Here is an 11,748-nt window from a genome sequence, read left to right as displayed (position 1 = left end):
CGCGAACACCCAGGCACCCGACTTCGCGGTGCTGCGCTCGGGCGGGGTCGAGCCGGAGACGGCGCTGCCCTGGGCGGGCCTGCACCGGCTGCTGCAGCTCGGCCAGGCGGTGCGCGACCGGCCGCAGCAGCAGGAGTACTCGGGATCGACTCCCCTGCGGTAGGGCCCATATCCGGCGGATTTGGCCGCCTTGCAGGTGGAGAACCGGGGGTCGTTGCCCGACGGAGGCTTCGGCGTGGGCTTCGGCTGGCTTGTGGTCGAGCCCTCGCTCGATTCACACGCCAGCCCGTCACGGTCCCGGTCGAGCTCGGCCCGATATCCCGGCGAACCCTTGCGCAGCGGTGCCTTGCCGGCACGGCGCACAGCATCGCAGTTGGCGTAGTACACCGGCTTCGGTGACGCGGCAGACGCAGGCGTCGGCGAAGCAGGCGCGGAGGTGACGGCGACCGGCGAAGAGGGGGCGGCGGTCGGCACCGGCGACATCGATGCCGCGACGACCGACGGCGAGGAACCCGGCCTGGCCTGGCCTGGATCGCTGCCGCCAGCAGTGATCAGGTTGAGAAGACCGCAGCCGCCGCAGAGCAGGGCCGCCACGGCGACGCAGGCGCCCAGCGCGATCAGCAGCGGTTTCGAGCTGTTCCTTGCGGGCACGATCGGCGCGGTGTGGTGCAGCGCTTGCGTTCGTGCATCCCAGGGTTCCTGTGGAGTGGAAGACGTCACCGCGACAGTCTGTGCGTCACCGAAGGCGACATTCACCCCTCGATCATCCTGACTATGATGGACAGTTGCGTCGCCACTACAACAGGTGACGGCATACGGCCACCGCTCGACTGAACCCGTTCTCGTGACAGCGCGGACCCGAACTGCCTGAACAGACCGGGGTCAGAGCGCTGCGGCCAGCCGTGTGCGCCACTCGGTGACGGCGTCGTCTCCCGCGCCGTGACGGGTGAAGGTGGACCCGACTTCGATCAGGCGCCGCCGCAGCCTGCCCGAGGTGATGCTCTCCAGCTGGTCGAGAGCCTGGTCCGCCACCCGGACGGCTTCCTCACGCTCGCCGCCGATGAGCAGAGCCTCGGCGAGGCTGAGCTGGTCCAGCGTCCGGTTGCGGGCGTGCGCGGTGCCACGGAGCGCGATGGCATGGCGGAGCCGTTCCGCGGCGGCAGCCGCGTGCCTCGCGTCGGTGCGGGCAAGCTCGACGTATCCGGCGCCGGTGAGGCTGTAGAGCTCCGACTCGGTGACGTGCTGACCGGCCCATTCCGGCATCCCCTCGGCGTCCGCCCGGCCGAACTCGTCCTCGGCACGGCCTACGGCGCGCCGCACCGCTTCGACGTCGCCCCGCTGGGCCCCGGCCCAGGCCTCGATGCAGTACTGGTTGGCACGCTCGCCCCGGCTCAGCACGCTGCGGGCCGCCTGTTGCGCCGCCCCGAGCAGCACCAACGTGTCCTCCGGCCGTCGCAGCTCGATGTTGTGCCCGGCCATGCGCACGATCAGGTGACCGCCCAGGTGCCGGTCTCCGGCGGCCTGCGCCGCCTGCAGCGCCAGCCGGTAGAGCTGGCTCGCGTACCCGTGCGCCTCGACGTCGCGGGCCACGTAGGCGCCGAGGCCCGCCAGGTCGGCCAGGCATCTGAGCAGTGCTCCTCGGGTCTGTTCGGTCACGGCCGCACCGTGCATCAGCGTCGCCCGTTCCAGCAGGGCGGAGATGTGCCTGCCGAGGCCCCCACCGCCATGCCGGCGCACCCACTGCCGGTACAGGTTGGCGGCTTCGCGCAGCTCGGCGACGTGTTCCGGGGTGATGCGCGACGGCAGCTCGGCACCGTGCGCAGCACCGACCGGCCAGCCCGCGACGACCAGGCTCGCGGCTGCCAGCTGCCGAAGCATCTCCCGGCGTTCCGTGGCGTTCACCTCCCGATGTGGACCAGTCTCGCCCACCGGAGGCGGGACGGTCGATCGCGGTGCCGACACCTCCGGTGTCGACCGGTGTCGCCGACCACGCGACACCGCCGCCGCCCGCTCCAGACCCTCCAGCGGCAAGCCGAGCACGTCGGCGAGCAGCCGCAGCGAGTCCGCGCTGGGCACGCGCTCGCCTCGCTCGTACCGGGACACCTCGTTCTTCGTGATGGTCGCCCGGCCGGACCGCAGGCACATCTGCTCGGCGAGCCGCTCCTGGCTCTTGCCGAGCTGACGCCGCCGCTGCGCGATCAGGCGGCCCAGCGGATCGACTGCCGTCACCGACGCCCTCCCCAGGTCATGACCTCCATGGGCCTACTTCGCGGCCTACGCCCTGGCCGACGCGCCCTGCGTCTCCCCGCCATAACCTCAGCTCGACGGATGCGCGGCACGGCTGAACCGCAAACACCGGGTCCCATTCGGACACAACTGTGTCTAGTATGTCAACTCAGTGGAGGAGTGCATGGGTACACCGATCGCGGAGCGGGAGTTCCTGAGGTACGCCGAGGCGCAGGCGGCGTACGGCGTGCACCTGCTGGCCGTGCACCGGCGCGACCACACCGGCTGCTGCCGGCAGTGCGGGCGCAGCCACCCGTGCGACGAGCGCAGCCACGGCGCCCGGCTCATCGCCCACTACGCCGACTGGCAGCCCGAGCCGCAGCTCGTCCGCCCGTACCTGACCGGATGAGACCCCGCCGAGACCGAGGGCGGGCGCGCCCCCATGGCTCGCACCCCGTGCGGCCGCGCCCGCCCTCACGCCCGCCTCGCCTCACGCCGGAGTGCGGATCACACGTCGAGGGCGACCTCGCCGGCCGGCTGCGAGCAGCAGATCAGCACGCTGCCCTCGGCGGGCGCGTCGACAGGCTCGGGGGTGTAGGCGACCTGCCCGGACAGCAGCCCGCTCTCGCACGTGTGGCACACCCCGGTCCGGCACGACCAGCGCACCGGCACGTCGCACGCCTCGGCGAGTTCGAGCAGGCTGCCGTACTCGGGACGCCAGGGCACGGTCAGGCCGCTGCGTACGAACGACACGGCCGGACCGGGTCCGGGCGGGCCGTCCGGCGGGTGCGGCGGCCGGTCCGGCGCGGCGGCGATGCCGGGGGTGATCCCCGGCTGGGAGCCGAACAGCTCGCTGTGCACGGCGGCCAGGCCCAGCTCGCCGAGCGCGGCGGTGACCTGCGTGGTGAAGGCCGCCGGGCCGCACAGGTAGGCCGCGGTGTCCGGCGGCAGGCGCAGCTCGCGCAGCACGTCGGCGGTGACGCGGCCGGCCGTGGTGTAGTCGCGGCCCGCCCGGTCGCCGGGGCCGGGGCGGCTGTAGCAGACGAGGGCGTGGCCGTGCGGCAGCCGCCCGACCAGCTCGCGGCTCTCCGCCGCGAAGGCGTGCTCCGCGCCGTCGCGCGCGCCGTGCACCCACCACACCTCGCGGGTGGAGCGCTGGTCCGCGAGCGCGTACAGCATGGCCAGCACCGGGGTGACGCCGATGCCCGCCGACAGCAGCAGCACCGGCCCGTCGCCGGGTTCGAGCGTGAACGTGCCGCGCGGCGCGGCCGCCTCGACGACCGTGCCGGGGCGCACGTTCGCGCGCAGGTACGCGCTGCCGAGGCCGTGCGGCTCCTGCTTGACGCTGATGCGGTACGCCGCGTCGCCGGGCGGCCCGGACAGCGAGTAGCTGCGGATCAGCGGCCCGTCCGGGGCGGGCAGGCGCAGGGTCAGGAACTGGCCGGGCCGGGCCGGGGGCAGCGGAGTGCCGTCGGCGGCGGCCAGGTGCAGGGAGAAGACGTCGCGCGTCTCCTCGGCGTACGCGGTCACGGTGAGCGGCCGGAAGCCGGGCCACGCGGGCGGGGCGGCGGTGGCGGTCAGGCCCGCGTTGCCGCGCTGCCCGTCGGACTGCTCCAGCAGCGCCCGCATGGACGCCTGCCACCCGGGGCTCAGCGCCGGGATGCGCAGCGCCCGCGCGGCACCGTCGCGGGGATGTCCGGGCAGGTAGAGTAGCGCGTCGAGCTCCGCGACGGTCATCGCCTCGGGGCCGGTGGACAGCTTGACGAACTCGTCGCCCGCCCGGACCAGCCCCTCGGTCAGCACGCGCAGGTAGAAGCCGGGCCGCCGGTGTGCGACGAGCAGCGCCGGCAGCCGTGGCTCGTTCATCCGCAGCCCGACGCGGTAGCAGGTGACGCGCGGCTGGGTGACCTCCACGACGGCGTCGCCGACGCGGTAGCGGTCGCCGATGCAGACCTCGTCGTCGGGCAGGCCGTCGACGGTGAAGTTCTCGCCGAAGTTGCCGGGGGTGAGGTCGTCGCGGCCCAGCTCCTGCGCCCAGTGTCGGTACGAGTCGAGCTGGTACACCAGCACCGCGCGCTGCTCGCCGCCGTGCCCGGCCAGGTCGCCCTGCCCGTCGCCGTCGAGGTTGAGCCGCCGCAGCAGCACCGGCCCGTCCACGGGCTGCTTCCACACGCCGGTGTACACGGTCCGCCCGTGCCACGCGACGTCCTTCGGCAGCCCCACGTTCACCGACACCAACGTGCCCACCCGTCCGAACCTACGCGCGCCAGCCCCTGTCCGACCGGACCTCCGGGCAGTCGATCATGAAGTTATGGCAGCGACACGCCGTCGTACCGTGCCATAAGTTCATGATCAACGCAGTGAAATCCGGGCCCCGGCCGGTGGGGTGGTCGGCGAACCACCCCACCGCCCACCGTCAGATACGGCCCACGCCGGCTCCCGCGGTGACAGTTGCGGGCACGGTGGCCGGGGCGGCCACGGTGTAGGCGTAGGACGTGCCGGGGTCGGCCACGGTGCCGGAGACTTCGCAGGTCCCGGAGCCGACGAACACGTTGTTGCGCTGGACGAGGCGTCCCGGGCCGCTGTCGGCGTAGCCGGAGGCGGAGAAGCACGGGAACGGCACGTTCTCGAAGTAGTTGCCCTCCAGCAGCACGCCGCCGTTCTGGGTGGACGCGACGCCGTAGAGCTCGTTGCCGAGGAAGTAGTTGTTGTAGACGTGGACCGGGTCGCCCCAGCGCACGCGGGGGTGGCGCTGGCGGCTGTGGTCGAAGAAGTTGTGGTGGATGGTCACCTTCAGGTGGCCGACGTCCTCGCTGCCGCTGCCGTCGGAGTGGCCGATCAGCATCGACTTGTCGGTGTGGTCGAAGTGGTTCCAGGAGACCGTGACGTACTCCGCGCCGCGGACGATGTCGATGGAGCCGTCGACGGGCGCCACGAACCGGTTGTGGTCGATCCAGACGTGGTGCGAGTTCTGGCCCACGTTGACCGCGTCGTCCTCGGCGTTGGTGAAGGTCAGGTTCCGGACGATCACGTTGTACGAGCGGTAGAAGTCGAACCCGCCCCCGTTGATCGTCGCGTTGGCGCCCAGACCGATGATCGTCTTGTTGGGGCGCACGCCGCGCTTGCTGTCGATGGTGATCGTGCCCTGTACCTGGATGATCATCGGGCCGATGGTGTCGATGGCCGCCAGCAGCTCGGCGGTGGTGTCGACGACGACCGTCGGGCCGCCCACCCCGCCGTAGGTGCCGTTCTGGCCGAGCGCGTGCACGCTCGCGAAGCCGTCCGCCTGGTTGGGCGGCACCGGGCCGGGACTCGTGCTCGGCGACGGGCTCGGCGGCCGCGACGGCGACGCGCTCGGGCTCGGGCTGGCGCTCGGGCTCGGTGACGCGCTCGGGCTGGGACGCGGCGACGCGCTCGGCGACGGGGGCGCGCTGACGCTCGGGCTGGGCGGCGTGCCCGGCCCGCCCTCCACGGTCACGTCGTCGAAGACCGCGCTGGTGTACGCGGCGACCAGCCCGACCCTGCCCGCGGCGAAGGTGCCGTCGGTGGCGCTGACCAGCGTCGCCCCGTCGACCGCCCCGGACAGCTGCGACCCGTTCACCCACAGCGCGAGGGTGTACCAGGTGCCCGGGGCGACCGGCACGGGCGCGCTGGCCAGGACCGTCACCCCGCCGCCGGAGACCCGGCGCAGCTGCGCCGTGCCGCCGCCCGTCAGCACCAGCGCGTAGAAGCTGGTCATGTTCTGCGCGCGGGCGACGACCCCGGCCGCGCGGGTGCTGTTGCCGAAGGCGACCGGCTGCACCCGCGCCCGCACCGTGTAGTCGGTCCAGATCGTCGCGCCGGCCTGCGCCTTGGCGTCGGCCCCGGTGCTCGACTGGCGGTAGGCCTGCGCCGACACCGACCAGCTGCCGCCCGAGGTGGACCAGCCCGACGCGTTGCCGTCGGCGAAGTCGTCGCTGAGCAGCGTCGCCGCGTCGGCCCGGCCGACCGCGAAGGCGCTGATCGCGACCGTGGCGGCCAGCACGGCGACGGCCGCCCAGGCCCGGCGCACCGCGCTGCGGCCCGCCCGGCGCAAGGGTTGCGGACTCATGGCGTACCCCCTCAGATCTTTCCGACGCCCGCACCGGCCGGGACGATCGTCGGCACGGAGGCCGGCGGGTCCACGGTGTACGGGTAGAAACCGGCGGGATCGGCGACGGTGCCGCGCACCTCGATGGGGTGGTTGCACTCGACGAGGATGTTGTTGCGCTCGACCATCCGGCCCAGCGGGCCGCTGAACTCGACCCGGCCCGGGTTGTTCACGCTGTAGAAGTAGTTGCCCTCCACGAACAGGCCGGACTCGTTGGTCGACGCGATGCCGTAGCTGTTGTCGAAGTAGTAGTTGTTGTAGACGTGCACCAGCGGCGAGAACCGCACCCGCGGGTTGCGCTGGTCGGAGCGGTCGAAGAAGTTGTGGTGGTAGGTCACCCGCAGCCGCCCGGTGTCCTGCGCGCCGTTGGCGTCGTCGTGGCCGACCAGGGTCGTCTTGTCGTGGTCGTGGAACCTGTTCCACGACACCGTGATCAGGTCGGAGCCGCGCTTGATGTCGAGCGCGCCGTCGCCGCCGTCGGACAGGTCGTTGTGGTCGATCCAGATGTGGTGCGAGAACATCTGCACGTTGATCAGGTCGTCGCTCGCGCCGCTGATCGACAGGTTCCGGATGATGATGTTGTGTACGGCGTTCGCCGGCGGCGAGGTCACCGCGTCGCTGATCGGCAGGCCGATGTTCAGGCCCCCGCCGACCAGGCGTGCGGTGGCGCCCAGGCCCACGATCGTCTTGTCCGAGGCCACGTTGTGCATGCCGTCGGTGGTGCCGGTCGGCAGCGTGATCGTCCCCGACACCTGGATGACGTACGGCCCGGTGCGCGCGATGTAGTCGAGGAACTCCTCGGTGGTGTCCACGGTGACCGTCGGGCCGCCCGCGCCGCCCGTGGTGGTGGCCTGGCCGTATCCGGCGACCGTGGCGAACCCGTCCGGCTGCCCCGGCCCCGGCGGGTTCGGCGGCCCGCTCGGGCTGGTGCTCGGGCTCGGCGGGCTGCTCGGGCTCGGGCTGACACTGGGGCTCGGCCGCGGGCTGGCGCTGGGGCTGCTCGTCGCACTCGCGCTCGCGCTGGGCGACGGGCCCGCCGCGTCGACGACCAGCACGTCGTCGAAGTTCGCGGCCGCGTTGTACGTCGCCACGCCGACCTGCCCCGTGACGAACTGGCCGTCGGTCGCCGACACCGTCGCGCCGCCGTTCACGCTGCCCTGCAGGCTGCTCCCGCTCACCTTCAGGCTCAGCGTGTACCACGCTCCCGTGGTCACCGTGACCGCCGCGCTGGCCAGCGTCGTCGACGAGCCGCCGACCAGCTTCTTCAGCTCGACCGTGTGGTTGGTCCGCAGGGCCAGGTAGTAGTAGCTGGTGTTGGACTGCGCCCGGGCCAGCGCCGCGGCGAACCGGTTGGTCCCGTTGACCGCGGTCAGCTTCACGCGGGCGGTGACCGTGTAGTCCGTCCACGCCGTGGACCCGGCGCGGGCGCGCGCGTCCGAACTGGTGCCCGACTGCCGCAGCACGGGCGAGCCGTCCGCGGCCACCGCCCACGTCCCGCCGGACGTGGTCCAGCCCGTGGCGTCGCCGTCGTTGAAATCGTCGCTGAACATCGTCGCCGCGCTGGCCGTGCTCGCGTGGAGCACCACCGCCGCCGTCACTGCCGCCACCGCGGCGGTGGCGAGCCTGGTACGTACCTTCATGCGCCTTCCTCTCGCCGCGAGATCGAAACATCGATGTAACTCGACGTGTGTCCACGCAGCATAGGGAAAGCGCTTTCCCTCACACAAGCACTTCCATGTGCAGCTTTGTTGCAGCCCTCCCCGCTTTCCTGCGTTGATCATGAACTTGTGGACGTGTTCGACGGCGTTTCCCCACCCTGGCACCGTGATCACCGGGCCGGCGGGGCAGGCGGGGGCAGGGCGGGGCGGTCGGTTGACCTCAAGCGCGGTTGAGGTGGTGTGATCACGGCATGACTTTCGAGGGACTACGGGTGGCGATCACGGGAGCGGGACGCGACACGGGACGGCTGCTGGCCGTCGAGTTCGCCGCCCGGGGTGCCCATGTCCACCTGTCGGCGCGGGACATCGCGGCGGCGCGCGCGACCGCCGACCTGATCAAGCGGGACGGGCGTGGTGGCGCCGAGGCGTACGCCTGCGACCTCGCCGATCCCGACGCGGTACGCGGGTTCGCCGACGCCGTCGCCGGGCGCACCGGGGACCTGGACGTGCTGGTCAACAACGCGGCGGCGTACGCCAGCGGCCCGGACTTGGGCGACGTGTCCGACGAGACCGTCGCCGAGCTGATCGGCGGAGCGGCGACCGGGACCACGCTGCTGGTCAAGCACCTGCTGCCGCTGCTGCGCGCGTCGGCGCGGCCCGACATCGTCAACCTGATCTCCGGCTGCGGCGAGCCGGGCCACCACCGCTCGACCGCCCATCCCGCCTTCTACGCCGCCAAGCACGCGCAGGCCGGGCTCGCCGGGATCCTGTCGCACCGGCTGCGTCCCGAGGGGATCCGGGTGATCTCGCTGTTCCCGCCGGACTTCGTGCAGGACGGGCCGCGTACCGCCGATGCCATGCTCACGGCCCGCTCGGTCGCGGACTGCGTGCTGTTCGCGGTGGGCCAGCCCCGGGACTGCTTCATCCGCGAGTTCCGCTTCGAGCAGGAGCAGGCGAGCCTCGGCAGGCCCGCGGCCTGATGCCGGACCGCTGTCGATCAGGAGGTTGTGGCAAGGACACGCCGGTGAACCGTGACATATGTTCATGATCAAAGGGGGAGGTTCGGCGCGGGATGGGGGGTTTGCTGGTTGACTGGTGGCATGGATCTGCCGGTTAACCCCCCAGTGGAGCCGATGCTGGCCAAGCCGGTGTCGAAGCTGCCCACCGAGCCGGGTATGACGTACGAGCCCAAGTGGGACGGATATCGCTGCATCATCTTCCGCGACGGCGACGAGGTCGAGCTCGCCAGCCGCGGCGGCAAGACGCTGACCCGCTACTTCCCCGAGGTCGTGAACCTCGCCCTCAAGCAGCTGCCCGCCCGCTGCGTGATCGACTGCGAGCTGGTCATCATCCGGCGCGACGAGGGTGGCCTCCCCCGCCTCGACTTCGACCTGCTCAGCCAGCGCATCCACCCGGCCGCGTCACGGGTGAACAAGCTGTCCGTCGAGATCCCCGCCGACGTGATCGCGTTCGACCTGCTGGCGCTGGACGACCGCGCGCTGATGGACCAGCCCTACCCCCAGCGCCGGGCCCTGCTGGCGCAGGCGCTGGCGCACGTGGAGCCGCCGGTGCACCTGACGCCGATCACCACGGACCCGGCGACCGCGGGCGAGTGGTTCACCGCGTTCGAGGGCGCCGGGCTCGACGGCCTCATCGTCAAGCCCGCCGACCTGCCGTACTCCCCCGGCAAGCGGCTCATGTTCAAGGTCAAGCACAAGCGCACCGCGGACGCGGTGGTCGCCGGCTTCCGTTACCACACCTCCGGGCCCGTGGTGGGCTCGCTGCTGCTCGGCCTCTACGACGAGCAGGGCACGCTGCACCACGTCGGGGTCAGCGCGTCGTTCACCGCCGCGCGGCGGGCCGAGCTGCTCACCGAGCTGGAGCCGTACCGCAACCCGACCGACCACCCGTGGGGGTCGGCTTCGGACGGTCAGCGCGTGCCCGGCGCACCCAGCCGCTGGACGGGAGGTAAGGACCTTGCCTTCGAACCGCTACGGCCCGAACTCGTGGTCGAGGTCGCCTACGACGCCATGGAGGGCGACCGCTTCCGCCACACCGCCCAGTTCCAGCGCTGGCGCCCGGACCGCGACCCGCGATCCTGCACCTACGACCAGCTCGACCGTCCTATCAGCCTCAACGTCGACGAGGTACTGCGTACCCCGTAGGCTCGGGCGGATCTGTCTGCGGGGGGAGTGAACACGCTCGTGCGTCTCAGGTACAACAGGGTTGCCCGCGCCGTCGTCGCACTGGTGGCCGCGACCATGACCACCACCGGCTGCGTGCTGCCGCTGCCCGACTTCGGCGGCAGCCCGGGGCCCGCGGCGAGCCCGGAGCCGGGCTGGCGGCTGTGCCCGGAGGTGCCGGCCGCGCTGCTCGGCAAGGCGCCGTCGGACTTCACCTTCGAGTGCAAGACGGTCAAGGTCCCGCAGAACTGGAACAAGCCCGACGACGGCCAGACCATCGACATCGAGGTGATGCGCGCCCGCGCCACCGACCAGCGCGACCGCATCGGCGCGCTCATGGTCAACCCGGGCGGGCCGGGCGCCTCCGGCATCGACCTGGCGGCGTACCTCACCCGCGGCCTGCCGGTCGAGATCACCCGGCGGTTCGACATCGTCGGCTTCGATCCGCGCGGGGTGGGCCGGTCGACCCCGGTCGACTGCTACACCGACGCCGACCTCGACGCCACCTTCGCCTCCGACCCCGACCCGGTGACCTGGCCGGAGTTCCAGGAGGTCGAGACGCTGACCCGGAAGATGGCCGACGGCTGCAAGGCCAAGTACGGCGAGCGGCTCGGCCTGTTCGGCACCGAGCAGGCCGCCCGGGACATGGAGGCCATCCGCGTGTCGCTGGGCGAGGGCAAGATGAACTACCTCGGCTACTCGTACGGCACACTGCTCGGCGCGGTGTACGCGCAGCTGTTCCCGCAGAACATCCGGGCCATGGTGCTCGACGGCGCGGTCGACCCGACGCAGACCTCGGTCCAGTCGTCGGAGAGCCAGGCGATGGGCTTCGAGCGCGCGTTCGACAACTTCGCCGCCTGGTGCGTCAAGAACAGGAGCCAGTGCCCGATCGACGGCGACCCGCGCGCGGTGGTCGAGAAGCTGATGCAGGAGGCGGAGACCAACCCGGTCGGCAACGCCGACGGCCGCAAGGCCACCGCAGGCTGGATCTTCTGGGGCGTGGTGTCCTCGCTCTACACCCAGGCCCGCTGGCCCGACCTGGGCCAGGCCCTGGCCGACCTGCAGGACGGCAAGGCCGAGGCGATCTTCGCACTGGCCGACTCGTACGCCGACCGCGACGCCAACGGCGAGTACACCAACCTTTTCGACGCCAACGCCGCGGTGAACTGCGCCGACGAGGCCAAGCCGACCAGCGTCGCCGACATCCGCAGGCTGCAGGCCGAGTGGCGGCAGAAGTACCCGCTGTTCGGCGCGCCGCTGGCGGTGGGCATGCTCACCTGCTCGGTGTGGCCGACCGAGCGCGACCCCTACCCGACGGGCAAGGCCGAGGGCGCGCCGCCGATCCTGGTGGTGGGCACCAAGGGCGACCCCGCGACGCCCTACGAGCAGACGCAGAAGCTCGCCGACATGCTCGGCGTGGGCGTCGTGCTGACCTGGGACGGCGAGGGGCACACCGCCTACCCGGAGACGCGCTGCATCAACCGGTACGTCAACAACTTCCTGATCAACCTGGAGGTGCCGCCCGCCGGGACGGTCTGCCCGCCCCAGTAGG

At 72.0% G+C, this 11,748-nt stretch carries 10 protein-coding genes; 5 read left to right on the top strand and 5 right to left on the bottom strand.

The annotated features are described in order from the left end of the window. The coding region (locus AB0J67_RS11420) for an excalibur calcium-binding domain-containing protein (RefSeq protein WP_363479781.1) at positions 1–483 on the bottom strand (483 nt) is incomplete at its 3' end. On the opposite strand from AB0J67_RS11420, the gene AB0J67_RS11415 reads away from it, so the two are divergent. Next, complete coding sequence (locus AB0J67_RS11415; protein WP_363479784.1) at positions 437–772, top strand: hypothetical protein; 336 nt, start codon at positions 437–439, stop codon at positions 770–772. The two genes, AB0J67_RS11420 and AB0J67_RS11415, sit on opposite strands and share 47 nt — an antisense overlap. 110 nt (positions 773–882) lie before the next feature. Here the strand turns inward: AB0J67_RS11415 and AB0J67_RS11410 are convergent, their stop codons facing one another. Beyond that, positions 883–2,229 carry a helix-turn-helix transcriptional regulator gene (locus tag AB0J67_RS11410; protein ID WP_363479772.1) on the bottom strand — a complete coding sequence of 449 codons (1,347 nt, stop codon included), beginning with the start codon at positions 2,227–2,229 and terminating at the stop codon, positions 883–885. A 181-nt stretch (positions 2,230–2,410) separates the two neighbouring features. On the opposite strand from AB0J67_RS11410, the gene AB0J67_RS11405 reads away from it, so the two are divergent. After that, positions 2,411–2,635 (top strand): hypothetical protein, encoded by a 225-nt coding sequence (locus AB0J67_RS11405; protein ID WP_363479769.1) that lies wholly within the window; start codon positions 2,411–2,413, stop codon positions 2,633–2,635. A 98-nt stretch (positions 2,636–2,733) separates the two neighbouring features. Here the strand turns inward: AB0J67_RS11405 and AB0J67_RS11400 are convergent, their stop codons facing one another. The 3 genes from AB0J67_RS11400 to AB0J67_RS11390 form a co-directional block, all read right to left on the bottom strand. Further along, on the bottom strand, positions 2,734–4,473 hold the full coding sequence (locus AB0J67_RS11400; protein WP_363479766.1) for an MOSC and FAD-binding oxidoreductase domain-containing protein: 1,740 nt from the start codon (positions 4,471–4,473) through the stop codon (positions 2,734–2,736). A gap of 169 nt (positions 4,474–4,642) precedes the next feature. Next, entirely contained in the window at positions 4,643–6,316 is a 1,674-nt protein-coding gene (locus AB0J67_RS11395) for a pectate lyase (RefSeq protein WP_363479763.1), read from the bottom strand. Between the two features lie 11 nt (positions 6,317–6,327). Further along, entirely contained in the window at positions 6,328–7,995 is a 1,668-nt protein-coding gene (locus AB0J67_RS11390; protein WP_363479760.1) for a family 16 glycoside hydrolase, read from the bottom strand. A 269-nt stretch (positions 7,996–8,264) separates the two neighbouring features. Between AB0J67_RS11390 and AB0J67_RS11385 the strand changes: the two genes are divergently transcribed. The 3 genes from AB0J67_RS11385 to AB0J67_RS11375 all read left to right on the top strand — a co-directional run bounded on the left by AB0J67_RS11385 (position 8,265) and on the right by AB0J67_RS11375 (position 11,747). Continuing rightward, the gene (locus tag AB0J67_RS11385) at positions 8,265–8,993 is read left to right on the top strand and encodes an SDR family oxidoreductase (RefSeq protein WP_363479757.1); all 729 of its coding nucleotides are present in this window, start codon (positions 8,265–8,267) and stop codon (positions 8,991–8,993) included. Positions 8,994–9,113: 120 nt separating this feature from the next. Continuing rightward, positions 9,114–10,178 (top strand): ATP-dependent DNA ligase, encoded by a 1,065-nt coding sequence (locus AB0J67_RS11380; protein WP_363479754.1) that lies wholly within the window; start codon positions 9,114–9,116, stop codon positions 10,176–10,178. A gap of 96 nt (positions 10,179–10,274) precedes the next feature. Continuing rightward, positions 10,275–11,747: an alpha/beta hydrolase gene (locus tag AB0J67_RS11375; RefSeq protein WP_363479778.1), complete on the top strand. Its 1,473-nt coding sequence runs from the start codon at positions 10,275–10,277 to the stop codon at positions 11,745–11,747. The last annotated feature ends 1 nt before the right edge of the window (position 11,748 follow it).

This window comes from Catellatospora sp. NPDC049609, assembly GCF_040675365.1.
Classification (GTDB): Bacteria; Actinomycetota; Actinomycetes; order Mycobacteriales; family Micromonosporaceae; genus Catellatospora.
The sequence above is the reverse complement of the archived record's forward strand: the minus strand, read 5'-3'. Positions and strand labels throughout refer to the sequence as shown.

Bases quoted from the DNA above. Each gene is read 5' to 3' on its own strand.
- AB0J67_RS11405 (WP_363479769.1), top strand. From the start codon at position 2,411: ATGGGTACACCGATCGCGGAGCGGGAGTTCCTGAGGTACGCCGAGGCG.
- AB0J67_RS11395 (WP_363479763.1), bottom strand. From the start codon at position 6,316: ATGAGTCCGCAACCCTTGCGCCGGGCGGGCCGCAGCGCGGTGCGCCGG.
- AB0J67_RS11390 (WP_363479760.1), bottom strand. From the start codon at position 7,995: ATGAAGGTACGTACCAGGCTCGCCACCGCCGCGGTGGCGGCAGTGACG.
- AB0J67_RS11385 (WP_363479757.1), top strand. From the start codon at position 8,265: ATGACTTTCGAGGGACTACGGGTGGCGATCACGGGAGCGGGACGCGAC.
- AB0J67_RS11380 (WP_363479754.1), top strand. From the start codon at position 9,114: ATGGATCTGCCGGTTAACCCCCCAGTGGAGCCGATGCTGGCCAAGCCG.
- AB0J67_RS11375 (WP_363479778.1), top strand. From the start codon at position 10,275: ATGACCACCACCGGCTGCGTGCTGCCGCTGCCCGACTTCGGCGGCAGC.